This is a genomic window from Desulfoprunum benzoelyticum (assembly GCF_014201505.1).
Classification (GTDB): domain Bacteria; phylum Desulfobacterota; class Desulfobulbia; order Desulfobulbales; family Desulfocapsaceae; genus Desulfoprunum; species Desulfoprunum benzoelyticum.
This window is the reverse complement of sequence record NZ_JACHEO010000007.1, coordinates 1-26,954: the sequence shown is the minus strand read 5'-3', so window position 1 is coordinate 26,954 and position 26,954 is coordinate 1. Positions and strand designations below refer to the sequence as shown.

Here is a 26,954-nt window from a genome sequence, read left to right as displayed (position 1 = left end):
GCGGACGGTGGAGAAGGGTGCCGCCGGATGCCGCAGACCCGAGCCGGTATTCCCGCACAAGGAGGGACTATGTTACCAGATACAGTTGAGATGGCACTCACTTTCGATGATCTGCTGCTGCTGCCGGATGCATCCGAGGTCCTGCCGACGGAAGTTTCGCTGGCGACGATGCTCACCGACAGCATCCCCCTCAACACCCCGCTCGTCAGCTCGGCGATGGATACCGTGACCGAGCATCGGACCGCCATCGCCATGGCCAGGGAAGGCGGCATCGGCATTATCCATAAGAACATGAGCATCAACCAGCAGGTCCTCGAGGTCGAGCGGGTAAAGAAATCGGAGTCGGGGATGATCATCGACCCGATTACCGTCCGCCAGGATCAGTCGGTAGCCGAGGTCCAGGAGATCATGAGCGCCTACAAGATTTCCGGCCTTCCCGTACTGCATGAGGGACGGCTGGTGGGCATTGTCACCAACCGGGACCTGCGCTTCGTTTCGGATACCGACCTGCGGGTCTCCGATGTCATGACGAGCAAAAACCTGGTGACGGCCAAGGTCGGCATCGATCTGAAACACTCCAAGGCCCTGCTGCATGAGCACCGCATCGAAAAACTGCTGGTGGTCGATGACGAGGGGCAGCTCAAGGGACTGATCACGATCAAGGACCTGGAGAAGATCAAGAAATATCCGCTGGCGGCGAAGGACCAGTTCGGGCGTCTGATCGTCGGCGCGGCCCTCGGAGTCGGGCCGACGATCGAGGAACATGCCGAGCGGCTGGTCCGGGCTGGCGTCGATGTCGTCGCCATCGACTCGGCGCACGGTCATTCCGCCGGTGTCCTGCGGGCCGTCGAGATGGTGCGGGCGGCCTTCCCGAACCTGTCGATCATCGCCGGCAACGTCGCCACCGGTGAGGCGACCGCCGACCTGATCAAGGCCGGCGCCAACGCGGTGAAGGTGGGGGTCGGCCCCGGTTCGATCTGCACCACCCGGATCGTCGCCGGTGTCGGCGTCCCGCAGATGACGGCGATCCAGCGCTGCGTCCGTGAGGCGAACAAACATGATATCCCGATCATCGCCGACGGCGGCATCAAGCATTCCGGCGACCTGACCAAGGCCATCGGCGGCGGCGCCCACTCGGTGATGATCGGCAGCCTCCTGGCCGGGACCGACGAGACCCCGGGCGAAACCTTCCTCTACCAGGGCCGGACCTACAAGAGCTATCGCGGCATGGGATCGCTCGGGGCGATGAGCCAGGGCTCCTCCGACCGCTATTTCCAGTCGGAGATCACCTCGGCGTCGAAACTGGTACCCGAAGGCATCGAGGGCAAGGTGCCGTACCGCGGCTCGATCATCTCCGTCATCTATCAACTGCTGGGCGGGTTGCGTTCAGGCATGGGGTATGTCGGGGCGGCGACGATCGCCGACCTGCAGAAGAAGGCCAGGTTCGTCCGCATCTCCGCCGCCGGACTGCGCGAGTCGCATGTCCACGACGTCATCATCACCAAAGAGGCGCCGAACTACCGGACGGCCTGAACTTCCACCCGTGCCGCAGAGGCCTGAACAGCGGCCGGCGCCGACCAGGGCCGGTTTCCATCAGAATATGTGAGGACCATGGATATCCACAGCGAAAAGATCATCATCCTCGATTTCGGTTCGCAGACCACGCAGCTGATCGCCCGCCGGATCAGGGAGCAGAAGGTCTACAGCGAGATTCATCCCTTCTCGACCTCCCTGGAGAAGATCAAGGCCTTGAAGCCGTCGGGGATTGTCCTCTCCGGCGGTCCCTGCTCGGTCTATGACGACGATGCCCCGCATTCGGACCCGGCGCTCTTCGACCTGGGGATCCCCGTCCTCGGGATCTGCTACGGGGCCCAGCTGATGATGCAGCAACTGGGCGGCCGGGTCGAGAGGGCGGAAAAACGCGAGTTCGGCAAGGCCGATCTGTTGATTCACCAGACGGACGGCCTCTTCGCCGGCCTCGAATCCGATGCGATCCATTACCAGGTATGGATGAGCCATGGCGATCGCATCGAGCTGCTGCCCGACGATTTCGTCGTCACCGCCACCAGCGCCCATTCACCCTATGCCGCCCTCAGACACCGGACCAGACCCTTCGTCGCCGTGCAGTTCCACCCGGAGGTGGCCCATACCCTGATCGGCACCGACATTCTCCGCAACTTCATCTTCGCCATCTGCAACTGCAGCCCGTCGTGGACCATGCATTCCTTTATCGAATCGACGGTGGCGGCGATCACCGCCAAGGTCGGCGACTCCCGGGTCATCTGTGCGCTGTCCGGCGGGGTCGATTCGTCGGTGGTGGCGGCCATCGTCCACCGGGCCATCGGCGACCAGCTGACCTGCATCTATGTCAACAACGGCCTGATGCGGACCGGCGAATCGGAGGCGATCCTGCGTTTCTTCAAGGAAACGAGCAAGCTCAACGTCATCGATGTCGATGCCACCGACTACTTTCTCGGGCAACTGCAGGGGGTGGTCGACCCCGAGATCAAACGCAAGCGGATCGGTCTCGGCTTCATAAAGATCTTCGAGGAAGAGGCGGGCAAGATCGGCGAGGTCCGCTACCTGGCCCAGGGCACGCTGTACCCGGATGTCATCGAGTCGGTGTCGTACCGCGGCGAGGCCCCGATCAAGTCGCACCACAACGTCGGCGGCCTGCCGGAGATCATGAAGCTGGAGTTGATCGAGCCGCTGCGCGAGCTGTTCAAGGACGAGGTCCGCGAGCTCGGGCTGGAGCTCGGCCTGCCCGAAGAGGCCATCTACCGCCAGCCCTTCCCCGGACCCGGCCTCGGCATCAGGATCATGGGGGAAGTGACGGCCGAGCGGCTGCGGGTGCTGCGCCAGTCCGATGTCATCGTCCTCGAGGAGATGAAGAAGAGCGGCTGGTACCGCCAGGTCTGGCAGTCGTTCGCGGTATTGCTGCCGATCCAGACGGTCGGGGTCATGGGCGACGGTCGGACGTACGAGAATGTCATCGCCCTGCGGGCCGTCGACTCGCGGGACGCGATGACCGCCGACTGGTCGAAACTGCCCTACGAGCTGCTGGGAACGATCTCGAGCCGGATCATCAACGAGGTGCGGGGAGTCAACCGGGTCGTCTACGACATCTCCTCGAAGCCGCCGGCGACCATCGAGTGGGAATAAGCGAAGGCGGAGCGGATAACAACCGATGCTGAAGACGGGAATTTATGTCGATGCCGAGAACATCCGGCTGTGCGGCGGCTACGGGATGCGCTACGATGTCCTGGTCGAATTGGCCGGCGCCGGCAAATCGGTGCTGCTGCGGGCCAACTCCTATCTCGCCGAGGACCGGGCCCGGACCAAGGAGGACGCGGAGTATCGGCAGAAACTGTACCGCTACCACGATGTCCTGCGCCAGTGCGGTTTCCGGGTCATCAAGAAATATGTCAAGCATTTCGTCGACGACGAGGGCATCCTCACGACCAAGGCCAATGCCGATATGGACCTGGCGATCGATGCCCTGCACCAGGCCCGCAACCTCGACCGGGTCATCCTGCTGACCGGTGACGGCGATTTCATCCGCCTGGTCCTGGCCCTGCAGAACATGGGCTGCCGGGTCGAAGTCATCGGCTTCAAGTATGTCAGCTCCGAGCTGAAGGAGGCCGCCGACAGCTACCTCTCCGGCTTTCTGATCCCCGGCCTGCTGCCCATCCAGGCGCCGCCGGGGGAGAACCGCCAGCGCGGCATCGCGATCAACTACAACCCCGATCGGGGCTTCGGTTTCATGCGCTATTACCGCCTGCGGCCGGAGGGGCTGATCCCGGAATCGGTCTTCTTCCACTGCTCCAAGGCTGCGGATGTCAACGACGCCCTGTTTCTCGACACCACCCAGATTTTCGAGTTCACCATCGTCAAAAACCCCGATAACAACAGCCGGACGGAGGCCTGGGATATCCGGGTCCTGGACGCCTGACAGCGGTTCTGACGGCACGGTATTCACGGCATGGAGGCAAGCCCGCTCATGACGACGCTTCTCGCCGCCGATATCGGCGGTACCAAATGCGAACTGGCGGTATTCGCCCTGGGCGGCGATGACTGCCGGCCCCTGGCCAGCCGCCGCTACCCCAGTCGAGATTATGGCGGCATCGACGAGATCATCGCCCTGTTCCTGCGGGAGTGCGGTCTCCGTCCCCGGTTCGCCAGTCTCGCCGTCGCCGGGGTGACCGGGAAGAAGAGAGCGATCGTCACCAATCTGCCGTGGATCATCGAGGCCGAGCGGGTGGCGGCCGCCTTCGGTTTTACCCGCGTTGTCCTGCTCAACGATATGACCGCCGTCTGCGCCTCGGTGCCCCTCCTCGGTCCCGAGGATCGGATTGAACTGCAGCCGGGGGATGGCGAGGGCGGCGAGATGGTCGCGGTCATCGCCCCCGGCACCGGTCTCGGCGAAGGGCTGCTGGTGCAGTCGGACAGTGTGTTTTTTCCCTGTGGCGGCGAAGGCGGGCATAGCGATTTCGCGCCGGTCGACGAGGAGCAGCAGGACCTGCTGCGGTGGATGCTGCGACGGGGCGGGCCGGTGAGCTGTGAAGACCTGATCGCCGGACCCGGTATCGCCAATCTCTATGATTTTCTCAAAGAGACGGGGCGCGGGCAGGAGAGCGGCGCCGTGGCCGAGGCGCTGCCCGCGGCCGACGACCGGACCCCGGTCATCGCCGATGCCGCTCTGGCGGGGGAGCCATGTCCGCTCTGCCGCCGCACCCTGGAGCTGTTTCTCTCCATCCTCGGCAGCGAGGCCGGCAACCTGGCGTTGAAGACCTATGCCCGGGGCGGCCTCTATATCGGCGGCGGTGTCGTCCCCCGTCTGGCCGGGAAAATCTCCTTTGCCGGTCTGCTCGCGGCGTTCCGCCGCAAGGGCAGGATGGAGGAGTTGATGGCGGCCATCCCCGTCCGCCTCATCACCAGGAAAGACTCGGCCCTGCTCGGGGCGGCCAGTTACGGCCGGGCGGCACTTGCCGGCGCCTGTAAAGCGGAATGACGACGAGCGGCAGCCGGCCGACTGCGGACCCGACGGGAAAGAGTCGGGACGCGCTGCCCGAGGTCGACGCCGTCGCCGCGCGATTCGCCGGCGATGTGGTCGACGTCCGCGAACTGGGCCGGGGCAACATCAATCGCACCTACCTGGTGGCAACGACCGGCGCTCCCTTCGTTCTCCAGCGCCTCAACCAGGGGGTCTTTGCCGATCCCCTCGCCGTGGTCCGCAATTTTGCCCTTGTTACCGCATGCCTGGCCGAAAAAGCCGACCACGCCGGCGGCCGTTTCCGTGTCCCGACCCTGAGGAAGACGGAGGCCGGCCACGATTGCTGGACCGATGCCGGCGGCGGGGTCTGGCGGGCCCAGACCTATATAGACGGCCGGGCCGTCAGTCGCCTTGCCCGACCTGACCAGGCGGCGGCGATCGGCCGTTGCCTCGGCTGGTTCCACCGCCGGACCGCCGATATGCGCAGCGAGGGCCTCGAGGTCGCGTTGCCCGGATTCCATGTCCTGCCCGGCTACCTCGCTGAATACGACCGGGTGGCGGCCGGCCGGGCAGTTTGCGGTACCGCCCTTGAACGGCAGTGCATGGCGGAGGTCGAGATCATGCGGCCGCAGGCCGCATTGTTCCAGGAGGCCTGCGCCGACGGGCGGATATCGGCCCGTATCGTCCACGGCGACCCCAAGATTGAAAATTTTCTGTTCGACGGCAACGGGGAGGTTGTCAGCCTCATCGATCTCGATACCGTCGGTCCCGGCCTGCTGCACCACGATATCGGCGATTGTCTGCGTTCGTGCTGCAACCGGGGCGGCGAAGGCGGTGATGCCGCGGCCGTCCGCTTCGATCTTCATACCTGTCGGGCGTGGTTCGCCGGTTACTCAGCAGAGATGGGCGGACTGCTGAGTCGGCACGATCGTGAACTGGCCTGCCCGGCGATCATCCTGATCACCTTCGAACTGGGGCTGCGCTTTTTCACGGACCACCTGCGCGGCGACACCTATTTTCGGGTGCGGCGGCGGGGCGAGAACCTGGAACGGGCCCGGAACCAGTTCGCCCTGATGCACAGCATCGTGGAGCAGCAGAAGATCATTCGGCAGGTATTTTTGAAAGACGATTAAACGATTAAACGATCAAGCGATTAAGCGATCAAACGATCAAGCGATTAAGCGATCAAACGATCAAGCGATTAAACGATCAAGCGATTAAACGATCAAACGATTAAACGTTTAAACGTTTAAACGCTTAAACGCTTAAACGCTTAAACGCTTAAACGTTTAAACGCTTGAACGCTTGAACGCTTACAAAGGAACCCCATGACCCCATTCACCCTGCATACCCGATCCAGCGAGTGCGCCGCCCGGCGCGGCGAGGTGCGGACGAGGCACGGCATCTTCCAGACGCCGGTCTTCATGCCGGTCGGCACCCAGGCCACCGTCAAGGCGGTGACGCCGGAGAATCTGCTGGAGATGGGCGCCGGGATCATCCTCGGCAACACCTACCATCTCTTTATCCGACCCGGTCATGAACTGATACGGCGCTTCGGCGGTCTCCACGGCTTCATGAACTGGCCCGGATCGATCCTGACCGACAGCGGCGGCTTTCAGATCTTCAGCCTCAAGGATCTGGCGACGATCACCGAGGAGGGGGCGGCCTTCCGTTCGCACCTCGACGGCGCGAAACTGTTCCTCAGCCCGGAAGGGGCGGTGCAGGTGCAGGAGAGCCTCGGTTCCGATATCATGATGTGCCTCGACACCTGCATTCCCTACCCCGCCGACCGGCGGCAGGCCCAGGCGTCCACCGACCTGACCACCCGCTGGGCCGGGCGCTGCCGCCAGGCCCACAGCAACAGAGAGCAGCTGCTGTTCGGGATCGTCCAGGGCGGGATGTATGCCGACATGCGGCAGTCGGCGGCGGCGGCTCTCGTCGATATCGGCTTCGACGGCTACGCCATCGGCGGCCTCAGCGTCGGCGAATCGAAGACCCTGATGCACGAGATGACCGAAGCGACGGTCCCGGCCCTGCCTGCCGACTATCCGGTGTACCTGATGGGGGTCGGCACTCCGGCCGATCTGGTGGAGGGGGTGTGGCGCGGCATCGACATGTTCGACTGCGTCATGCCGACCCGCAACGCCAGAAACGGCACCCTGTTTACCTCCCATGGCAAGGTCGTGATCAAGAATGCACGGTACCGGGACGATCCGGCGCCGCTCGATGCGACCTGCACCTGCTATACCTGCAGGAACTACTCGCGGGCGTACCTGCGGCACCTGTTCGTCAGTCGGGAGATCCTCAGCTACCATCTCAACACCATCCACAATCTCCATTACTACATCAACCTCATGGACCAGATCCGCACGGCGATCGAGGCGGATTGTTATGCCCGGTTCAGGAACGATTTTTATAGCAGGCTGACCGATCAGTGATTATCATTGCCCGACATCAGGATAAAGGATATGCAGTCTTCTGCGGCGAAGTTTGTGGTCACGGCCGCATCTCATTTCAATTTTCGGAGGAAATACCATGACAGGAGTTGCTTTTGCGGCCGATCCCGTTGCCGGGGCCGCCGCCGGCGGGGGCATGGGCGCATTCGGCCAGTTCATCCCGTTGATTCTTATCTTTGTTGTCTTCTATTTTCTGCTCATCCGGCCGCAGCAGAAACAGGCAAAACAGCACCAGGCATTTCTGAACGATCTGAAAAAAGGGTACAAGATCGTCACCAAGGGTGGGATTCATGGCGAGATCACCAACCTGACCGACAAGGTCGTGACCCTCGAGATCGCCAAAGGCGTGGAGATCAAAGTTTCCCGTGACGCCATCGCCGGGGGGCTGACCAAAGAGGGGGTCCCGGACTCCGACAAGAGCGAGGCCAAGAAGATCGGCGGCTGAGGCATCAAGGGCTGCTGATTCCCTGCAGTGTGCAGGAACAGTTGAGAGGCTGCACGTCCAACCGGACGCTGCAGCCTTTTTGTTAGTGCTCGCCTTCGATCGCTTGAACATGGGCGCTATGGCAGTATGGGCGCCGGCGATCGGGGCTGGGGGCGGTGGCACCGGCGATGGGGCTCGATCCGGGGCCGATTCCGCTCCATTCGGGTCACCACCCGGCGGACAAGGCCAGGGAGGCGGAGATGAAAATTGAGCATTTCGGCAGGGAGCGGATCAGGATCCTGGCCGTCGACGACAATCCCGTCGCGTTGCTGCTGCTCGAGAAGCTGCTCGGTCGTCATGATGGGTACACCGTGCGGACGGCGGTCAACGGCAGGGAGGCGCTTCAGCACCTGCGCAGTCAGCCCGGCGCGATTGATATCGTCCTGCTCGACCGGATGATGCCGGAGATGGATGGCCTCGCGGTCTGCGCCGCGATGAAGGCCGATGAGCGGTTGCGGTATATTCCGGTTATCATGCAGACGGCGGCCGACCGGCCGGAAGAAATCGTCGAGGGCATTCGGGCCGGTGTTTTCTATTACCTGACCAAACCGCTGGACAAAGATACCCTGCTGTCGGTCGTTGGCGCCGCCGCCAGACAGGTCAAGCTCTTCAGGCAACTGCGGGGCGAAATGAACCAGTGGAAGGTAGGCTTCGGACTCGTCCGGACCCTCAGCTCTACGTTCCGGACGATCGGGGAGGGGGAGAGTCTGGCGACCATGCTGGCCAATTTTTTCCCCGTGCCGGAGCGGGCCCTCACCGGCATATCGGAACTGCTGGTCAATGCCGTCGAGCACGGCAATCTCGCCATAGATTACGATGTCAAGGGCCGCTTGATCAGGGACAACACCTGGGATGACGAGATTGTCAGGCGTCTGGCCGATCCGCGCTACAGCGGCCGCAAGGTCGAGGTTCTGTTTGAGCGTCGGGAGGATGCCTGCTGTATCCGGATCACCGATGACGGGGACGGGTTCGACTGGCAACGGTACCTGGAGTTCGATCCGGCCCGGGCGACCGACAACCATGGCCGCGGGATCGCCATGGCCAACATGCTGTGTTTCGACTCGCTGCTCTTCAATGAGCGGGGCAACCAGGTTACCGGGATTGTTGCCCGGTAAAGGCAGGGTGGACCACGTTACACGAAACAGAGGATAGATCAGGACGGAATGGGAAAGAAATTCTATGCGGTAGCGGCCGGGCGGGAGCCGGGGATCTACACGCAGTGGCCGGAGGCCGAGCGCCAGGTCAGGGGTTTTCCGGGCGCGAAATTCAAGGGATTCGCCTCGCGCGCCGAGGCCGAGGCCTGGCTGGAGGCACCGCTGTATTCGCCGCGGTCGGCGCGCAAACCGCGGCCTGTGGCGGCAGCGCCGGAGAACGATGGGACCGCTGCCGATACGGTGATCGTCTTTACCGATGGCGGATGTATCAACAACCCCGGCCCGGGCGGGTATGGCGTCATTATCGTCGATGGCGCCGTGGAACAGGAATTATGCGGCGGCTTCAGCCTGACGACCAACAATCGCATGGAGCTGATGGCCTGCATCGTCGCCCTGCGGCAGCTTGAAGGATCGGGCCGGCCGGTCGTTCTCCACTCGGACTCGAGCTATGTCGTCAACGGTATCGAAAAGGGTTGGGCGCGGAGCTGGAGGAACAGGGGCTGGCGCCGGTCGGACGGTCATCCGGCCCTCAATGCCGACCTGTGGGGAGAGCTTCTCAGGCTGACGGAGGCGATGGCGGTACGTTTCGTGTGGGTCAAAGGCCACGCCGGCAACAGCCGCAACGAACGCTGCGATGTCCTCGCCACCTCCACCGCGCGGGGCGGCAATCTTCCCCCCGACAGGGGCTACGTCCGCTAGCGGCGGCCCGGGGCCGGCGATAGTGCGGTTCAGATGCTGAACGACTGGCTCTGGGCGACCTCGATCGCCAGCTGCGACCGGGCCTCGGCATTCATCGCCAGGCCCTTGTGCCGGCACCAGGCCGTGAAGGTCTCCGGATCGATATAGACCTTGATGACGATATCCCCGGCCGCCTGGGCCTGGGTCTTCATCTCTTCCGCCCGTTGCAGCCAATCGCCGTAGGTCGGCGGCAGGCGATCGGCATCGGTGAAGAGTCTCTTCAAGGTCTCCCAGTGCTCTTCCCTATACCAGACCATGGCCTGGATGGTCGGTTGCGCCGGGGTATCATGCGGTGCTGTTGCTTTCGGTTGTGACATGGGCTTTTTACGGTAGTCGGTTTCGATCATGGAGCTGCAATACGCCGATGCTGCGGCGCCTCTGCCGGATCGGCCCTGCAGCAGGAGGGTCGAGGCGGTGCCGGGGCAACCGCCTCCTGTGATACCATCCGTCGCCCTGGTTGTAAAGATTGTTCTGCTCCGGCTGATCCTGCCCGCAGCTCGCAGGCGGGTCGGAGCTCAACCACCCATCCCCTTCATCGCCGATATTCGCAGACACCGCTTTGCGCGTCGATGTCTGCGGAGTATAATGAACAAAATTCTCGTATCCTGCGGATAATCCGGAACCGGGGCGGAAGAGACGTCGCCGTACACTGAAGGAGGCCGGAGTTGAACAGCAAGGGGAACCGTAGCGATCAAGCTGCCGCCCTGGCAGATACGATCGGCTTGTCGCGGACAGGCACGGATCGGGGCGAATCGGCGCCGGCCATGCAGACCCTGCGGCACCAGGCCGGCGAGATCAGGAATGAGCTGACGGCCTTGTCGGAACAGGGCCTGAAGGCGCTGTCGCCTGACACAACTCTGCAGATTCTTCTTGAATTGCAAACGCGCCAGCTTGAGCTGGAATCGCGGATCGAGCGGCTGAGCCGGACGCAGGCGGCGGAATTCCGGCGCCATCCTGTCAAAGAAACGACGGAGAGCGGTCTGCAGCTCCTGTCCGTCGTGCTCGATGCCCTGCCGATCGGAGTCGCCATTACCGACACGAAGGGTGGATGCATATTGACGAATGCCGCCTATGAACAGGTGTGGGGCAACCCGAGACCGGAGGCTCGATCGGTCGATGACTATGCCGCCTACCGGGCGTGGTGGGACGGCACCGGAAAGCCGGTCGCTCCCGAGGAATGGGCGTCGGCCGTCGCCAGTCGGCAAGGGGAAGCCGCGGTCGGTCAGGTCATGCGCCTGCAGCGGTTCGACGGGTCCGAAATCTTTGTCATCAACAGCGCCTCGCCGATCCACGACGGCAAGGGCGCCATCGTCGGCAGTGCGGTAGCCATCCAGGATATCACCGAGATGAAGCAAGCCGAACTCGCCCTCCGTCAGAAAGAAGAGGATTTCGCCCGGGCCCAGGCTGTCGGGAGCATCGGCAGCTGGCGTTTCGACGTCCGGCGCAACGTGCTGATCTGGTCCGATGAAACCTACCGTATCTTCGGCATACCGGCAGGGACGCCGTTGACCTATGAAACGTTTCTTTCCAAGCTCCATCCGCAGGATCGCGCCGGCGTCAACAGCAGCTGGAAAGAGGCGCTCCGCGGCAAACCCTACGATGTCGAGCACCGGATCGTGGTGGATGATCAGGTGAAATGGGTTCGCGAAAAAGCGTACCTGGAGCTTGACCATGAAAACAGAGTGGTCGGCGGTTTCGGCATCACCCAGGACATCAGTGAACGCAAACTGGTGGAGGCGGCGTTGCGCCAGAGCGAGGAACGCTACCGCCTGCTGGCCGAGACGATGCTGCAGGGCGTGGTCCATCAGGATGGCGACGGCACGATCATCGCGATGAACCATGCGGCCGAGAACATTCTCGGCAAGAGCCGGGCGGAGTTTCTGAACATCACGTCGGTTGATACGGAGCACGACACCATCCGCGACAACGGCGAACCTTTCCCCGGCCTCGAGCATCCTTCGATGATCGCCTTGCAGACCGGCAAACCCGTCCGCCATGTCGTCATGGGCGTCTTCAACCCGAGGCTCGGCGCGTATCGCTGGATCCGCATCGACGCGATGCCGGTATTTGCTCAAGGTGAAGATGCTCCGTCCGAGGTCTACACCGTGTTCGAGGATATTACCGAGCACAGGGAGGCCGAGGCGGCACTGCGCAAAAACGAACGCACGATGCGCACCCTCATCGATGCCGCCACCGAATCGATCTGGCTGTTCGGCCTTCATGGTGAGGTTCTTGCGGCCAATGAGACCGCGGCCTCGCGGTTCGGGATGAGCGTGGAGGAGCTCGTCGGCAGAAAATGGCAGAGCTTTGTGCCGGCCGAGCTGGTGGCGTCGCGTACGGCCCAGATCAACGAGATCATCGACAGCGGCCGACCGGTTTCCTTCGAAGATATCCGCAATGGTATCTGTTTCGACCATACCGCGTATCCGGTGCGCAATGACAACGGCACGATCACGGCGGTCGCCTTTTTCAGCCGCGATATAACTGAACGCAAGCTGGCGGAGAAGGCGCTGCGGGAAAGCCGGGAACAACTGCAGGCCCTGAACAACGACCTGGAACAGCGGGTCGAGCGCCGAACCCTGGAACTGCAGGAGACCCAGCGCCAGTTTCTCCACGCCGAGAAGCTCGCGGCGATCGGCAAGTTGTCGGCCTCCATCGCCCACGAGTTCAACAACCCCCTGCAGGGAATCCAGTCGGTTCTCAAAGGCCTGAGGAAACGGGCGATACTGGAGGAGGAAGACAGGGAACTGCTGGAGGAGGCGATCAAGGAGAGCGACCGGATCAAGGATCTGATCCGCAGCCTTCAGGAGTTCAACCGCCCCTCCTCCGGGACGATGAAACTGGTCGACCTGCACCAGGTCCTCGATTCCATGCTGCTGCTCCACAAAAGCGACTTCAGGAGAAAACGGATCTCGTTGACGCTCGACTATGCCCGACGGCTTCCGCAGATCCAGGCGGTTGCCGACCAGATCAAACAGGTGCTGCTGAATCTGCTGACCAATGCGGTCGACGCCTGTCAGCAACGCGGCGGGGTGATCACCATCCGCACCTGGCAAAAAGACGAGGATACGGTCGCGGTGGCGATCAGGGATTCAGGGGTCGGCATGAAGGCCGACGCTCTCGACAGGATCTTTCAGCCCTTCTACACCACCAAGCCTGAGGTCAAAGGGACCGGACTGGGGTTGTCGGTCTGTCACGGCATCATCAAAAAACACCGCGGTGCAATCTGTGTCGACAGTCAACCGGGGATGGGCTCGACCTTCACCATCCTCCTGCCGATCAGGAATTCCGTTGCCGATTGAGCCGCTGACCACCGGTCGATGTTGGAGGGTGTTCCACTGGAAATGCGCAATGAAAGGGGGATTGGAGCTTTATGGACCATGATGACGTGAATGCTGTTTCCATTCTGTTCGCCGACGACGAAATGCTTATCCGCAAATCCTTCACCCGTGAACTCCGGGCCGAAGGTTTTGCGGTTACCGCCGTCGCCGACGGCAACGAAGCGATCGCCGAGTTGGAGAAAAGGCAATACGATCTGGTTATCACCGACCTGATGATGCCCGACGTCGATGGTTTCGGCGTGCTCAAGTACGTCAAGCAGCATACCCCGTTCACCGGCGTCATCATCCTCACCGGCTACGGCGACATCCGCGCGGCGATCGACGCCTTGCGCCTCGGGGCCGATGACTTCACGCTGAAGCCCTGCGAGGTCGAAGAACTTGTGTTCCGGATCCGGCGCTGCCTCGAGAAACAGAGCCTGCTGCAGATGCTGGCCGCGAAAAACCGGCAGCTGGAAGAGGAGATCCGCCGCCGGCGGGGGGTTGAAGAGGAACTGCGCGAGAGCGAGGCCCGCTTCCGTCTGGCGCTGGATGCCGCCTCCAATGGCGTCTGGGACCGCAATCTGGTGACGGGCGAGACCTACCACGGCGCCAATTGGCTGACCAGCCTCGGCTACGATGCCGGCGAGGCCGAAATGACCGGCGAGCTGTCCTTCGACAACCTGCTCCATCCCGATGACCGCGACAATGTCCTGGCCCGGCGTCAGGCCCATTTGACGGGAGAAACCGAGCGCTACGAGGTGGAATACCGGCTGCGCAACAAGGCCGGCGGCTGGCAGTGGATGCTGTCCCGGGGCCAGGTGGTGGCGCGGGATGAGCAGGGGCGGGCGCTCAGGTTTATCGGCACCATCACCGACATCACCCGGCTGAAGGAGGCCAAGGCCGAGTTGCGCCGCATCAAGGCCGAGCTGGAGCAGCGGGTGGAGGAACGGACCGCCGAGCTGTCGGAATCGAATGTCGCCCTGACCGTGCTGCTGAAGAAACGGGAGGAGGATCGGGAGAAACTGGCCGAGCAGGTCCTGTCCAATGTCACCAAACTGGTCGAACCGTTTTTCGATCGCCTGTGCGAATGCAGGTTGACCGAGCAGCAGAAGACCCTGGTGGAAATTCTCCGTACCAACGTCAAGGAACTGACCTCGCCGTTCGCCAGCAATTTCTCCACCAAACTGATCCGGCTGACCCCGGTGGAGATCCAGGTCGCCAATATGGTCAAGCAGGGCAAGCGGAGCAAGGAAATCGCCGAGATCCTCCGGCTTTCACCGGGAACGGTCAATGTCCACCGCAAGAACATCAGGAAAAAACTCGAAATATCCCACCAGAAGACCAACCTCCAGACGATGCTGTCGATCGAAAGCTGAGCGCGGCGGTCCTCCCGACCTTCCCCTTGGCTTTATGCCCCCTCATCCTCTGTCATCTCGACCTTTCCCCGCTGTCATCGCGACCTTCGCCCCCTGTCATCTCGACCTTCCCCCGCTGTCATCTCGACCGCAAGGGAGAGATCTCATGCCACGAAAGACTCACCACCCATCACTCAAATCTTTCCCAATAGGATTGGAGCCGACAACCAGAGCATTCTTTTTCTCTTTCCAACGCGGCGACGATATCCTGGTTTTTTTCGAAGTAGACCAGTTTGTCCAAGTTGTACTTTTCCGTAAAGCCCGGAACCAGTTTCATCCTGAGCTCTTGCAGCCGCCGCTCAAGATTTTCGGTTTTGCCCGCAAACGATCTTGTTGTTTCTCAGAAAGCTGAACAGATGTACCCGGTTCCTGATCCTCGATTTCAACACTATCCCCGGGGTCGAGGTCTGGGCGATCGGCAACGAGGGCGGTTTCCTGGCCGCGCCGGTGAACCTCACCGCGCTGGGCAATCAGTTTCTGCTCGGTCTTGCCGAGCGCGCCGACATCATCGTCGACTTCTCCAACGTCCCGGTGGGGAACTATGTCCTCGGCAACGTCGGGCCGGATGAACCGTTCGGTGGCGGCGTGCCCGGTACAGATTTCACTTCGGCTGAGCCTGAGACCACCGGCCAGATCATGCAGTTCCGTGTCGTGCCGGCACTTGCCGCCGATCCCACGACGCCGCCGCAGTTCCTGCAACTACCGGCTATCAGCCCGCTGCCGGCTGAGACGGTCACCCGGCCGCTGGCGCCATCGAAGTCTGGGAACTGTACAACACCACCGGCGACGCCCACCCGATGCATGTTAATTCCGCCCGAGCCCTGGGAGACCGGCTTCAAGGACACGGTGGTCGCCTATCCCGGGCAGGTCACCCGCATCAGGGCCCAGTTCAACAATCCCGGTCAATTCGTCTGGCACTGCCATATCGTCGAGCACGAGGACAACGAGATGATGCGGCCGTACCGGATCGGTCCCGAGCAGCCTGGTCAACCTGTACCGCCCGGAATGCCATCTCTGGAAGGTGGGCCCGGGATGTAGGTTTTTTATGGATCAATCCTGCTGAACTGTCCCGCCGGCCTGCCAGGGCCGGTGGGACTCTGTTGTTGCGCCGCCCCATCCTCGCTCGTATCCGCACCATGCCGTCTGGGCAGATTCTCCCCCCTCTCTGTTGAGTATGATATTTTATATATCATATTTATATTGCATCTTAGCTCATTGTCGCTTCTCCCGCTTTTGATACGATTGGATCAGGATCACCTGCGTTATCGACAACTTTATCGTGGAGGGGCGTATGAACCCACAACATCCCAAGGGCAGGGCCAACAGCATCGACAGCCGGATCGGAGGGAAGGCGGAACGGGACCTGATCCGGACGATCCAGGAGATGCAGGGGGAGGAACCCTGCTTTCAGACGGGCAGGCAATCCTGCGACCGCATCGATTGCGGCTGGCGCCGCGAATGCATGGCGGACGTTGAGCCACGGACGGGCCTGCGATGATTGCCGTCAAGGCTGGGAAGGAATCCGGAGGTGATTGTCTCGTTCAGGCTGAGATTGAGCGTTATGCTGACCGGCTCGGAATAGATGATATATACAATATCAATAATATACCGAAAAATAGAATATTGTGTTTTCTCCGGACCGAGGCCTATCATGAGTCAATGGAGGAATCCATGCACTCGAACCGATAGTGACAGGAATTGAAGGTTTGCTGAAAGGGCACCCGGCAGCGGCTGCCGATCTCGGAACAACAACACGGGAGGAAAGATGAAAAAAACATTGTGCACGATGACGCTGCAGACAGCGAAATCCCGGGATGGAGCGGCTGAGATTGTAGCTGTTTCCCGGGCAACACAAACATCGGCCATGATTGTATTGCCAGGCTTCTCTGAAGAAAGTCTAGGCGCTTTCAATGGTCGAACCATCCGATATTCCGATGGATACACAAGGGAGGATTAAATTATGAGCTCACAACTGAGATTACGAGCTGCCATTCTGGCCGGGGCCCTGCTGTTGACGTGGGGGGTTAATATGGGTCTGGCCGCGCCGAAGGACGGCACCGGCCAGACCTTGACCAAGGATGGTACCGGTCTGGCGCCGAAGAGGAACGACGGTAAGGGGATGACCAAACAGCTGGCTAAAATTACCCAGAAGGACCGGGATGCTGCCGCTGCCCGCGCCCTGCAGAAGGGCGCCCTTAACCCGCTGATGGTAACGGCGCAGCCTGACACAGCGACCGCGGCCATGGCAATGCCGGGAATGAGTGCAGCAGCAGCGCCTGGGGACGCCCCTCGCTACTTCAGCCACCCCAACTACGCGAACAGTCCGCTGCCCGAGGTCACCGTCACCCCTGGCGCTGAGACGCCCCTGGGCAACGACCTCATCGATCGGCAGTACGCCACGGACACTGCCGCCAACGTGCTGGTCATGCTGCCGACTCCGCTTGGGGACGGCCTGCTCACGGCCTTCGAGACCTTGAACCAGGCGATAGCCGATGCGAATGGGAACGTTTCGGCGGGCAAGCAGTTCCACGCCTATGTCCTCCGTCCGACAAGGTTCGCCAATCAGTACAGCGTGGTCTTCGACTCCGGGCTCCTCACTGTGCCCGAACCCACCACACCGGGTGTCAGCGAAGTCGCAGTCTTCGGCGTCGCCAACCTGGCCGTCCAGGCGGGCGACCGGATCGCCTTCTACGGCCAGGGCGTCCCACTCGATCTCAACGGCACCGACGTGGTCTCCCACCCGGCGAACATCAGCCCGTTGCAGGGTGACACGATCACGGTGCCAGGCGCCGACTTCCCGGTGATTGCCCCGCGTACATACTCGTTCGCCGCCACCCTCGCGGGCGCGGACCAGGTCGAGATCGCACCGGGGACTGGTATCCGGAAGTTCGTGGATGACTTGCCCATCATTGGCGCGGCGACACCCGACACCACGTCCTACCCCGGGTCCGACTTCTACAAGATCGGGCTTGTCGAGTACGAACAGCAGATGCACTCGGATCTCGCCAACCCGACGAAGCTGCGGGGCTACGTCCAGCTGAATGCCGACGGAACCTATGACCCGAACGCGCCGAGCTACCTCGGCCCGGTCATCGTGGCGCAGAAGGACCGGCCCGTCCGGATCGAGTTCCACAACCTCCTGCCCACGGGCGCGGGTGGCAACCTGTTCCTCCCGGTGGACCCCACCGTCATGGGCGCGGGCATGACGCCCGAGGGCCACGAGATGATGGAGGCCAACCCGGACATGGTCGACCCGCAGATGCCGATGTGCGACGACGGCATGTTCATGGACGGCATGCAGACGTTGACCAAGACACAATTGGTGGAAATGGGCCTCTGCTACACTGAAAACCGGGCGATCATCCACCTGCACGGCGGCATCACCCCGTGGATCTCCGATGGAACACCCCACCAGTGGATCACCCCGGCGGGCGAGAACACGTCGTTCCCCGAGGGCGTCAGCGTGCAGAACGTCCCGGACATGACGAACGTCGACGATTCGAAGGACGGCGTCCAGACGTTCTACTACACCAACGCCCAGAGCGCGCGCCTGATGTTCTACCACGACCATTCGTGGGGCATCACCCGCCTCAACGTGTACGCCGGCCAGGCCGCGCCGTACATCATCCAGGACGAGACCGAGCAGGCCCTCGTCGACGGGGGGATCATCCCTGACGACACCGCGACCATTCCGCTCGTCTTCCAGGACAAGACCTTCGTGCCGAACGCGGCACAGCTCGCCCTCCAGGACGAGACCTGGGACACCACCCGCTGGGGCGGCGAGGGCAATCTGTGGCTGCCCCACGTCTACTCCCCCGCCCAGAACCCCGGTGATGTTTCCGGCGTCAACGCCTACGGCCGCTGGGCCTATGGCCCGTGGTTCTGGCCGCCGACGTCGAACGTGGAGTACGGCCCGATCGACAACCCCTACTACGACCGGGACTGCGACCCCGACGACCCCAACACCAAGTGGTGCGAACCGCCGCTGATGCCGGGCGTGCCGTACAACTCGATGGGCATGGAGGCGTTCATGGACACCCCCGTGGTCAACGGCAAGGCCTACCCGACCGTAACCTTGGAGCCCAAGCCGTACCGCTTCCGGATCCTCAACGCGGCCAATGATCGCTTCTTCAACCTGTCGCTGTACAAGGCCGTCGACGCCGAGGGCAACCTCTGCGACGGCACCGGGACGCCGGTCTCTGAGAGCACCGGCGTCGCCTGCACCGAGGTGGCGCTCAACCCGGCCGAGGTGGCAGCGGCGCTCGAGGACCCGACGGTCTTCCCGACGCCGGTCGCCGGCACCGAGGGCCCGGACTGGATCGTCATGGGTACCGAGGGCGGCTTCCTGCCCTCGCCCGTGGTGGTCCCCGCCCACCCGACCACCTGGGTCAATGACCCGACCGTGTTCAACGCCGGCAACGTCGACCAGCATTCGCTGCTTGTCGCCCCCGCCGAGCGCTTCGACGTGGTCGTGGACCTGTCCGCGTACGCCGGCCAGACACTGATCGTCTACAACGACGCCCCGGCGGCCTTCCCGGCGCGCGACCCGCGCTACGATTACTACACCGGCGACGGTGACTACCGCGACTCCGGCGGCACGCCGCCAACCCTGCCTGGGTACGGGCCGAACACCCGCACTGTGATGCAAATCAAGGTCGCGGACGCAGCAGCTGCCGAACCGTTCGACCTCTCCGCACTCAACGCTGCCTTCGCCGGTGCCGACGGAACAGGTGTGTTCGAGTCCGGGCAGAAGCCGATCATCGTCGGCCAGGGCGAGTACAACACCGCCTACGGAACCTCATTCCCGACAAATGGGCCGCTGAACGGCACGGTGCAGATCTACGACACCTCGCTCACCTTCAACCGGCTCGTCGACCCTGACGCGGACACCGCACCCGGCGCCCCGTTCCTCACCTCCACGGCGGCCGAGCGGCTGACTATCGACCTCAAGCCCAAGATGATCCAGGACGAGATGGGGGAGGCGTTCGAGCACGAGTACGGGCGCATGAGCGGCTTTCTGGGGGTGGAGACACCCAACGCCCAGGCCGGCCTGCAGAACATGATCCTGTACGGGTTCTCCTTCCCGCCCACCGAGGTGCTCGACGGCCTCGAACTGCCCCCGGGCATGGAGGCCACCCCGATCGCCTCGGCGGCCGACGGCTCCCAGATCTGGAAGTTCACCCACAACGGGGTGGACACCCACCCCATCCACTTCCACCTCTACGACGTCCAGTTGCTGAACCGCGTCGGCTGGGACGGCATCGTCCGCAAGCCGGAGGCGACTGAACTTGGTTGGAAGGACACCGTCCGGATCAGCCCGCTCGAGGACACCATCGTGGCGCTCCGACCGATCATCCCGCCGATCCCGGACGTGTGGAACGGTCTGCCCAACAGCGTCCGCCTGCTCGATCCGTCGATGCCGGCAGGTGTCTTCCTTGAAGGCGCCAACACCACCCAGCGGGAGGCGCTGGGCCTGCCGCTCATGGCGTTCAACCCCGACGGCGAACCGATCGACGTGGTCAACCACTACGTCAACTTCGGGTGGGAGTACGTGCTCCACTGTCACATCCTCAGCCATGAGGAGATGGACATGATGCGCACCCAGGCGGTCGCGGTGAACCCCGAGGAGCCGACGTTCATCTCCGCGGTGCGGTCCGGCAACGGGCGGAACCGCATCTACACCGTCAACTGGACGGACAACTCGAAGAACGAGACGGCCTTCGTCATCGAGCGTCGCGTCGAGGGCTCTACCGGTCCCTGGACCCAGCTCGCGATGGTCCAGACCGAGAACCGGGTTAACTTGATAACGCTGCCCACAGCGTCGACCACCACGGGTGCGGCAACCGGTCCGGTGCAGTACGTTGACCCGATCGGCAACACGAACACCCTCTACGAGTACAACGTCTACGCGATCAATACGGTCGGTGACACCTGGGACTACTCGGACCCGGCGTTCAACGAGATCCCGGCCGGCGGCGGCTTCCCGACCATCACGGTCGACAGCCGTGGCACCGCCCAGGAGGTCGGCGAGCCCGTCGACGCTCCGACGGCACTCACCGGGAACCTCACCGTGAAGAACAAGAAGACCTCCACGGTGTCTCTCAGCTGGACGGATAACTCGGACAACGAGACCGGATTCCTTATCCAGCGGACCAACAGCGACGGCACCAACGTCGTCAACGCCACAGTGGGGGCGAATGCCACCACCTTCACCCAGACGGTGACTTCCGGCGTGGCCTACATCTACCGGGTCCAGGCCTTCAGCGCCACCACGCAGTCGTCGTGGTCGAACACCCTTAATCTGCCATGACCACGTCATGACCCATTGAATCAGGAGGTTGTCTAAAAGGGGGGAGGGAGTTCATCCCTCTCCCCTTTTTCCTGCACCAGCAGGGGTGAAATGTGTCAGTGACATTTTTTCAGTCCCATTAACATGGAATAAATCTTTGGAAGGAGGGCCAATGAAAAAATCATATTCATTCATCTTATCCCTTGCCGTCCTGATGGGCATCAGTGGCATGGGGTCGGTATCCGCCCAGGAGGGAATTGACGAACAAAAATTGATCGAGGTCGGCAAAAAGCTCTTTTTTGACGTCAACCTGTCGGTCAACAAGAAGCAATCCTGTGCCAGCTGCCATGATCCCGCCGCAGGATTCACCGGGCCGGATCCCGAGATCAACACGGCCGGCGCGGTCGAACCGGGGGCGATTGGCGAGCGGTTCGGCAACCGCAAGCCGCCGAGTGTCACCTATACCGGAGAGAGTCCGAACCTATCGAACGATTATTACAACGAAGCTTTAGGGATAGAGACCTGGGCCGGCGGCATGTTCTGGGACGGGCGCGCCACCGGCGAGACCTTGGGCGATCCTCTGGCCGAGCAGGCCATGGGCCCCTTCCTCAACCCCCTGGAGATGGCAATGCCGGATGCTCAGCTGGTTGTCCAGCGAGTCGCCAAATCCGAGTATGCGGAAGAATTTGAAGCGGTGTGGGGCCCCCGGTCACTTGATTGGAAAAAGGACCCGGAAGGCAGCTACGAGCGCATCGTCAGGACCATTGCCGCCTACGAGCGGAGCCCAGAAGTCAATCCCTATACTTCCAAGTTTGACCTGTTTTACGACAACGCCAGGGATGCGAAAAAGGATATCAAACTGATCACCACCAAGGGCTTTGGGAACAGTAACAGGCCCAAAGGGGTGCCATTAGGGCAGCATTGGACCGATTACCGGGGTCTTGGGCTGAGCGACAACGAACTCAAGGGCCTGGCCGTCTTCAACGATTCCCAGCGCATGGGGGCCGACTGCGCCTCCTGCCATACGTTCACCGAGGGTTCGGCCGGTTATCCGCTGTTTACCGATTTCGGTTTCTACAACCTCGGTATCCCCAAAAACCCAGACAATCCATTTTACGACATGCCCGAGAAATGGAACCCGGACGGCGAGGACTGGATCGATTACGGCCTCGGTGGCTATCTCAAGAGTTCTGGCTGGGATGCTGCTGTTTATGAGCCGGAAATGGGCAAGCACAAAACACCGTCGCTGCGTAATATCGACCAGCGGCCATCTCCCGATTTCGTCAAGGCCTTCGGCCACAACGGCTTTTTCAAATCGCTGGACGGGATGGAGGGGATCGTCCATTTCTACGCCTGGCGTGCCACGATGGATGACGGCGGTATGGGTGACGGCGGTATGGGCGGCGGCATGGGCCCTGGCGGTGGGATGGGTGACGGCGGCATGACACCCAATCTCAGCCTGTTCCCGCCGCCGGAAGTCGACGAGAACCGGATTGCTATGAAACCCTTCAACTTCATGATGGTAGGCGACTATCTCGTCGCCTTTCTCCAGACCTTGACTGATGGCTATGAACCTTCAGAGTAGACAAAAGGAATTTGCAGGGAATAGCCTCGCGTCGTAACAAACAAGCCATCTCAGCATATGCAAGAGATGGCTTGATTGTTGGTAGGTATTTGTAATCCGGTCGATTTTTGCAGACATTCTGGTGTTCTTCAGATGAAGCCGCCGTTTGGCGGATTCGTGCTATTCTACAAGGCTTTCAGGCGTCATAAAGAGAAATGACGATGTCAAGTTCTCACTTTGAGGCAGTATCTTATGAACATGGGGAGGGCAAACAAAAGTAAAGGATGGCGGAACGCCGGGTACTTTCTGAAATTATAGGGTTTGATGGCGATCATTATTCTTGTCGTCCTGTCATATGATTTCGTTCTTGGTGCCATGGGTTGTGGTGGTGGAGTTATGGATGGCGGCGGCGGAGGAGGGATGGGCGGCTCCGGGGGCAGGCACAGTCCGCGGTTACACCACCGTATGGACACAACGGCTACTTTGCTACACTTGAGGACATCACCCATTTTTACAATACCAGGGATGTGGTCCGTGAGAAAAGGGACAAGCCGGAAGTCAAAGAGAATGTCAATGCAATTGAACTCGGCGATCTGGGCCTCACCCTCGAAGAAGAAGCTGCTATTGTCGCCTTTATGAAGACTCTGACCGATTGAACGGTGGGAGGGGAGGCGGAAACGTCTTTTCGATACTATCATGGGGGAGATCGGGTGCATAGAGGTGCATCTGGTCTCCCTCGTCGTATCTGGGCGGCGGTGAGCGCGGTCGTCGATGGTGATTTCTATCCCGTCGTCACAGTTTTATCTGAAAATCGGTGTTCATGTGACGGAGGATGACTCCGTCCCAGGTGATGCGCAGGAGTTTGAGCTGGTCGCCCACCCGTTCTCCTTCGCGGACGATCTTGTTGTTGATCATGATCATCCGCCGGGCCGGCACCTCGGAGTAGACGTGGCCGGCCATGGAAATTTCCGGAATCGATCTGCGGATCTCGGGCGGTAAATCCTTCAGCAGGGGCGGGCTGTCGTCCGGTGCTGCCGGGGATTCGGAAGGGGGTGGCGGGGATGGTTGCACCACCCGGGGCGGCGAGGCGGGCTCAATCCGTTCCGCCGGCGGCATCACGACGCGTTGGGGGGTTGTTGCCGGCGGCGTCGGTCTTTTGACCTGAACCGGCTCCTGTGACTGCGGTGGGGCGGTCTCCTGAGCCGGTGCCGCGATCTCCACTCCCTGAGTCGGCGCCGGTGCGGCGGGCCGGCGGGCGACGTTCGGTCCGCCGGTGGGAGGCGCTGGTGGAGGCGTTCCCCTCACCTCGGCACCCTGCTCGGTCGAGGCCGTTTTTTCCGCCGGCGGGGAGGTGAACAGTGGCGACCGCCATTGCCACAGGCCGACCGCGATCACGGCAAGGCAGGCGCAGCAAATCAGGAGGAACCTGTTGCGCCGATTCGTCGACCTCCGGACGCGGGTGGAGGTCAGATCGGTATGGACGCTTTCCAGGGTGGGGATCTCGCCCTGTTTCCGGTCCTGATCCGATTTTTTCAACGCATCGAGTATATAGGACATGGCGTTTCCCCCTATTTTTTCTGCACCGCTTCCTTGTCCGGATTGGTCTCCATTTTCGACACGGTCTGATCGATGAAAACTGACGACGGCTGCTGCTTGGTGTCCTGATCTGTCTTCGGGATGGATTGGCGATCGTCTGTCGCGGCGTTCGAGGCGTCATGCGACATCTGGCCCGTAGTCGGTTCGTTTGCCTCCGGAGTCGAATTTTTCAGCGGTTGCCATTGCTTGATAAAGGTCTCCAGCGCCGGTGTCTTCAGGTAATGCCAGGCCGCCGGCATGCCGATGCCGAGAATGGCCAGGGTAATCACGGTGATCAGCACGAACCGGCGGGAAAAAAACGACGGCCGTCCGTCCTCGAGCACTTCCCGCCCGGCCTTGCGCATGATCTTCCAGTTGACGCGATCGGCATTCTCGGCGTAGGCGCCGAGCAGGGCCCGGTCGCAAATGAGATTGATCAGGCGGGGGATGCCTTTGGATATCCGGGCAACGTGCTTTATCGCCGGATCGGTGAACAGGCGACGGGTTCCGCCTCCCGCCACTCTGAGGCGATGCTGGATATAGATCCGGACATCCTCGGGCTGCAACGGCTGGAGGTGGTATCGGCTCGTTATTCTCTGGTTGACCTGGCTCATCTGCGGACCGGCAAGCAGGGTCCGCAGTTCCGGCTGGCCGAGGAGAATGATCTTCAGCAGTTTCTGGGTGTCCGTTTCAAGGTTGGTGAGGAGCCGCAGCTGCTCCAGGACATCGGCTTCGAGATTCTGGGCTTCGTCGATGACCAGCGCCGTGCTTCTCCCTTCGGCATGGGTCTGCAGCAGATGGCGGTTGAGGGCGTCGATATAGCTCTTGCCGGTCGGAGACTCGCTCGGAACCGGGATCGACAGCTCCTCGCAGATCGTTTTCAGCAGATCGATGGCGGTCAGCTTGGGGTTGAGAATAATGGCGACATCCGTGTCTTCCGGCAGTTGTTCGAGAAGACAGCGGCAGACCGTGGTCTTGCCCGTCCCGACATCCCCGGTCAGCAGGATGAAACAGCCGTCGCGCTGGATGCCGTAGATGAGATGGGCCAGCGCCTCCCGGTGGAGCTCGCTCATATAGAGATAGCGAGGGTTGGGGGCGATGGCGAAGGGTTTGTCGTTCAGGCCGAAATAGTGTGTATACATTCGGGACGGTATGTGTCAAACTGGCATAGTGCCGCAGCAGAGTCTGTGTACGCCTCGGGCCTGGGATGTTGATTTTGGTTGAATTCGCTCCATCAGTATAGGAAATTAATGTCTTAAGGTAAACCCCCGGCTATCGCGACAGGAAAAAGAGTTTGACGGTTTCAGGGAAAGGTCGCAAAGGTCCCCGGCAAGAGGTCGTGTAGGCTGCAATCATATACAACACTGTGGATAATCGAACGGTATCCCGGGAGTGTCATGCCTGTCTATGAGTACAATGCCCTCGACCAGCGGGGCAAAAATCTGAAAGGGATCATTGAAGCCGACAGCGAGTCCCAGGCCAGGGCAAAACTGCGTGCAGCAGGCAACTATCCGATATCACTGAAGGAGAGCAAGGTAAAGGCGGAGGGCGCTTCCCCGTCCTGGTTCTCGGCCAGCATGTTCAACCGCATCACCCCTGAAGAGGTGTATGTCATCACCCGGCAGCTTTCCACCCTGCATGGCGCCGGCATCCCGCTGGACGCCGCCCTGTCGTCACTCGTCGAGCAGACCCGCAATACGGCCCTGAAAAAGGTCCTGGCCCAGATCAAGGGCAAGGTCAGCGAAGGGAAGACCCTGGCCCAGTCCATGGGCGAGCATCCGAAACTCTTTCCCCACCTGTATATCAATATGATCCGGGCCGGGGAGGAATCCGGATCGCTCAATGTCGTCCTCGAGCAACTGGCCGATTTCAGTGAGAAACAGCAGGAATTGAAGGGGCGTCTGCGGGCGGCGATGTATTATCCGGTGTTCATGGCCATCATCGGCACGGCCATCCTCTTCATCCTCATCACCTATATCGTCCCCAATATCACCCAGGTTTTCAAAGACATGGAGCAGACCCTGCCGCTGCCCACCCTGTTTTTGATCGGCACCAGTTCGTTTCTGAAAAACTACTGGTGGGTGCTGCTGGGCGTGGGTCTGGCGGTGGTCATCCTGTTGCGCATGTTCGTGAGGACGGTAAGGGGCCGATCGGTGTGGGACTTCATCAAACTCAGGATGCCGGTCTTCGGGCCGGTGGCGCAGAAGATCATCCTGGCGCGCTTCGCCTCGACCCTCGCCAGCATGAATCGCAGCGGCGTCGAGTTCATGGTGGCGATGCGCATCGTACGGACGCTGGTCGACAACGTCCGCATCGCCGAGGTTGTCGACTCGGCGATGGAGCATGTGCAGCGGGGGCAGAGCATGACTGTGGCCCTGGCCGCCTCGCCCTGGTTTCCACCGATGTTCGTCCAGATGATCGCCGTCGGCGAGCAGAGCGGCAGCCTCGAGGTGATGCTGAGCAAGATCGCCGATGCCTATGAACGTGATGTCGAGGCGTCTGTCAAGGGGATGACCTCCCTGCTTGAACCGTTGATGATCACCGTCATGGGGCTGGCAGTGGGTTTTATCGTCATTTCGATTCTGCTGCCGATCTTCGAGATGAACCAGATGATCCATTGACGACCTTCGGCAGCTGTGCAGGTCACTGTCCGTGTTCTTCATATTCATCGTATGGTATCAAGTTAATACCTGACAACCAGTTTTTCTGTGTGGTCGGCAGCGCTGTCGTTGCGCCTTGAGGTCCACCGCCCGGTCCCCGTCCTCTTTTTCTGATATCGCCCTCCAGCTTTGGCTGCTCCCTCGCCACGAATCCTGCGTTCTTTCCGTACAACTTGTTGAATCAATCCATTCAAAAATTAGGATTTTGATATCTGATTACCATCGAACTTCAGCCAGCTTGAGCAGGCGCTGCGGGACCGGCTGAGTTTGTAAGGCTATATAGGTTAACCGATCAACCATTGTATG

Annotated in this window: 20 protein-coding genes and 2 pseudogenes; 18 read left to right on the top strand and 4 right to left on the bottom strand. The window is 61.4% G+C overall.

The genetic code is table 11. The annotated features are described in order from the left end of the window. Positions 1-69: 69 nt before the first annotated feature. The 9 genes from guaB (at position 70) to rnhA (ending at position 9,786) form a co-directional block, all read left to right on the top strand. Positions 70-1,533 (top strand): IMP dehydrogenase, encoded by a 1,464-nt coding sequence (guaB, locus tag HNQ81_RS07670; protein WP_183349988.1) that lies wholly within the window; start codon positions 70-72, stop codon positions 1,531-1,533. A 78-nt stretch (positions 1,534-1,611) separates the two neighbouring features. Then, on the top strand, positions 1,612-3,162 hold the full coding sequence (guaA, locus tag HNQ81_RS07665; RefSeq protein ID WP_183349986.1) for a glutamine-hydrolyzing GMP synthase: 1,551 nt from the start codon (positions 1,612-1,614) through the stop codon (positions 3,160-3,162). A gap of 25 nt (positions 3,163-3,187) precedes the next feature. Next, entirely contained in the window at positions 3,188-3,952 is a 765-nt protein-coding gene (locus tag HNQ81_RS07660; protein ID WP_183349984.1) for a LabA-like NYN domain-containing protein, read from the top strand. A 48-nt stretch (positions 3,953-4,000) separates the two neighbouring features. Then, entirely contained in the window at positions 4,001-5,011 is a 1,011-nt protein-coding gene (gene glk, locus HNQ81_RS07655) for a glucokinase (protein ID WP_183349982.1), read from the top strand. Continuing rightward, the gene (locus HNQ81_RS07650; protein WP_183349980.1) at positions 5,008-6,126 is read left to right on the top strand and encodes a phosphotransferase enzyme family protein; all 1,119 of its coding nucleotides are present in this window, start codon (positions 5,008-5,010) and stop codon (positions 6,124-6,126) included. The genes glk and HNQ81_RS07650 overlap by 4 nt, the downstream gene beginning before the upstream one ends. Before the next feature lie 195 nt (positions 6,127-6,321). Next, on the top strand, positions 6,322-7,431 hold the full coding sequence (gene tgt / locus HNQ81_RS07645) for a tRNA guanosine(34) transglycosylase Tgt (RefSeq protein WP_183349978.1): 1,110 nt from the start codon (positions 6,322-6,324) through the stop codon (positions 7,429-7,431). A 97-nt stretch (positions 7,432-7,528) separates the two neighbouring features. After that, on the top strand, positions 7,529-7,894 hold the full coding sequence (yajC, locus tag HNQ81_RS07640; RefSeq protein WP_183349976.1) for a preprotein translocase subunit YajC: 366 nt from the start codon (positions 7,529-7,531) through the stop codon (positions 7,892-7,894). Between the two features lie 239 nt (positions 7,895-8,133). Further along, positions 8,134-9,048, top strand: a complete 915-nt coding sequence (locus HNQ81_RS07635; RefSeq protein WP_183349974.1) for an ATP-binding response regulator — start codon at positions 8,134-8,136, stop codon at positions 9,046-9,048. A gap of 48 nt (positions 9,049-9,096) precedes the next feature. Further along, positions 9,097-9,786 carry a ribonuclease HI gene (gene rnhA, locus HNQ81_RS07630; RefSeq protein ID WP_183349972.1) on the top strand — a complete coding sequence of 230 codons (690 nt, stop codon included), beginning with the start codon at positions 9,097-9,099 and terminating at the stop codon, positions 9,784-9,786. Positions 9,787-9,815: 29 nt separating this feature from the next. Here the strand turns inward: rnhA and HNQ81_RS07625 are convergent, their stop codons facing one another. Then, complete coding sequence (locus HNQ81_RS07625) at positions 9,816-10,142, bottom strand: hypothetical protein (protein WP_183349970.1); 327 nt, start codon at positions 10,140-10,142, stop codon at positions 9,816-9,818. Between the two features lie 348 nt (positions 10,143-10,490). On the opposite strand from HNQ81_RS07625, the gene HNQ81_RS07620 reads away from it, so the two are divergent. After that, positions 10,491-13,127 (top strand): PAS domain-containing sensor histidine kinase, encoded by a 2,637-nt coding sequence (locus tag HNQ81_RS07620; RefSeq protein WP_183349968.1) that lies wholly within the window; start codon positions 10,491-10,493, stop codon positions 13,125-13,127. 71 nt (positions 13,128-13,198) lie between these two features. Continuing rightward, positions 13,199-14,521 (top strand): response regulator, encoded by a 1,323-nt coding sequence (locus tag HNQ81_RS07615; protein ID WP_183349965.1) that lies wholly within the window; start codon positions 13,199-13,201, stop codon positions 14,519-14,521. Between the two features lie 169 nt (positions 14,522-14,690). Here the strand turns inward: HNQ81_RS07615 and HNQ81_RS18100 are convergent. Continuing rightward, a pseudogene (locus HNQ81_RS18100) lies at positions 14,691-14,873 on the bottom strand (GIY-YIG nuclease family protein); the annotation flags it as partial. 17 nt (positions 14,874-14,890) lie between these two features. Here HNQ81_RS18100 and HNQ81_RS18260 point away from each other — a divergent pair. The 6 genes and pseudogenes from HNQ81_RS18260 to HNQ81_RS18085 all read left to right on the top strand — a co-directional run. Continuing rightward, on the top strand, positions 14,891-15,598 hold the full coding sequence (locus tag HNQ81_RS18260; RefSeq protein WP_205240267.1) for a multicopper oxidase domain-containing protein: 708 nt from the start codon (positions 14,891-14,893) through the stop codon (positions 15,596-15,598). A 253-nt stretch (positions 15,599-15,851) separates the two neighbouring features. After that, positions 15,852-16,058, top strand: a complete 207-nt coding sequence (locus HNQ81_RS07600; RefSeq protein WP_183349961.1) for a hypothetical protein — start codon at positions 15,852-15,854, stop codon at positions 16,056-16,058. Between the two features lie 267 nt (positions 16,059-16,325). After that, entirely contained in the window at positions 16,326-16,517 is a 192-nt protein-coding gene (locus tag HNQ81_RS07595; RefSeq protein ID WP_183349959.1) for a hypothetical protein, read from the top strand. Positions 16,518-16,520: 3 nt separating this feature from the next. Beyond that, complete coding sequence (locus HNQ81_RS07590; protein ID WP_205240266.1) at positions 16,521-20,870, top strand: multicopper oxidase domain-containing protein; 4,350 nt, start codon at positions 16,521-16,523, stop codon at positions 20,868-20,870. Positions 20,871-21,021: 151 nt separating this feature from the next. Continuing rightward, positions 21,022-22,434, top strand: coding sequence for a cytochrome-c peroxidase (locus HNQ81_RS07585; protein ID WP_240191744.1), 1,413 nt, complete (start codon positions 21,022-21,024; stop codon positions 22,432-22,434). Positions 22,435-22,865: 431 nt separating this feature from the next. Continuing rightward, positions 22,866-23,069, top strand: a pseudogene (locus tag HNQ81_RS18085) (hypothetical protein); the annotation flags it as partial. Between the two features lie 136 nt (positions 23,070-23,205). Here HNQ81_RS18085 and HNQ81_RS07580 read toward each other — a convergent pair. Further along, the gene (locus tag HNQ81_RS07580; RefSeq protein ID WP_183349957.1) at positions 23,206-23,970 is read right to left on the bottom strand and encodes a general secretion pathway protein GspB; all 765 of its coding nucleotides are present in this window, start codon (positions 23,968-23,970) and stop codon (positions 23,206-23,208) included. 11 nt (positions 23,971-23,981) lie between these two features. Further along, entirely contained in the window at positions 23,982-25,130 is a 1,149-nt protein-coding gene (locus HNQ81_RS07575) for an ExeA family protein (RefSeq protein WP_183349955.1), read from the bottom strand. 255 nt (positions 25,131-25,385) lie between these two features. Here HNQ81_RS07575 and gspF point away from each other — a divergent pair, with 255 nt between their 5' ends. Continuing rightward, positions 25,386-26,609, top strand: coding sequence for a type II secretion system inner membrane protein GspF (gspF, locus tag HNQ81_RS07570; protein ID WP_183349953.1), 1,224 nt, complete (start codon positions 25,386-25,388; stop codon positions 26,607-26,609). Positions 26,610-26,954: the final 345 nt, after the last annotated feature.

Bases quoted from the DNA above. Each gene is read 5' to 3' on its own strand.
- guaB (WP_183349988.1), top strand. From the start codon at position 70: ATGTTACCAGATACAGTTGAGATGGCACTCACTTTCGATGATCTGCTG.
- guaA (WP_183349986.1), top strand. From the start codon at position 1,612: ATGGATATCCACAGCGAAAAGATCATCATCCTCGATTTCGGTTCGCAG.
- HNQ81_RS07660 (WP_183349984.1), top strand. From the start codon at position 3,188: ATGCTGAAGACGGGAATTTATGTCGATGCCGAGAACATCCGGCTGTGC.
- glk (WP_183349982.1), top strand. From the start codon at position 4,001: ATGACGACGCTTCTCGCCGCCGATATCGGCGGTACCAAATGCGAACTG.
- HNQ81_RS07650 (WP_183349980.1), top strand. From the start codon at position 5,008: ATGACGACGAGCGGCAGCCGGCCGACTGCGGACCCGACGGGAAAGAGT.
- tgt (WP_183349978.1), top strand. From the start codon at position 6,322: ATGACCCCATTCACCCTGCATACCCGATCCAGCGAGTGCGCCGCCCGG.
- yajC (WP_183349976.1), top strand. From the start codon at position 7,529: ATGACAGGAGTTGCTTTTGCGGCCGATCCCGTTGCCGGGGCCGCCGCC.
- HNQ81_RS07635 (WP_183349974.1), top strand. From the start codon at position 8,134: ATGAAAATTGAGCATTTCGGCAGGGAGCGGATCAGGATCCTGGCCGTC.
- rnhA (WP_183349972.1), top strand. From the start codon at position 9,097: ATGGGAAAGAAATTCTATGCGGTAGCGGCCGGGCGGGAGCCGGGGATC.
- HNQ81_RS07625 (WP_183349970.1), bottom strand. From the start codon at position 10,142: ATGTCACAACCGAAAGCAACAGCACCGCATGATACCCCGGCGCAACCG.
- HNQ81_RS07615 (WP_183349965.1), top strand. From the start codon at position 13,199: ATGGACCATGATGACGTGAATGCTGTTTCCATTCTGTTCGCCGACGAC.
- HNQ81_RS07600 (WP_183349961.1), top strand. From the start codon at position 15,852: ATGAACCCACAACATCCCAAGGGCAGGGCCAACAGCATCGACAGCCGG.
- HNQ81_RS07595 (WP_183349959.1), top strand. From the start codon at position 16,326: ATGAAAAAAACATTGTGCACGATGACGCTGCAGACAGCGAAATCCCGG.
- HNQ81_RS07590 (WP_205240266.1), top strand. From the start codon at position 16,521: ATGAGCTCACAACTGAGATTACGAGCTGCCATTCTGGCCGGGGCCCTG.
- HNQ81_RS07585 (WP_240191744.1), top strand. From the start codon at position 21,022: ATGAAAAAATCATATTCATTCATCTTATCCCTTGCCGTCCTGATGGGC.
- HNQ81_RS07580 (WP_183349957.1), bottom strand. From the start codon at position 23,970: ATGTCCTATATACTCGATGCGTTGAAAAAATCGGATCAGGACCGGAAA.
- HNQ81_RS07575 (WP_183349955.1), bottom strand. From the start codon at position 25,130: ATGTATACACACTATTTCGGCCTGAACGACAAACCCTTCGCCATCGCC.
- gspF (WP_183349953.1), top strand. From the start codon at position 25,386: ATGCCTGTCTATGAGTACAATGCCCTCGACCAGCGGGGCAAAAATCTG.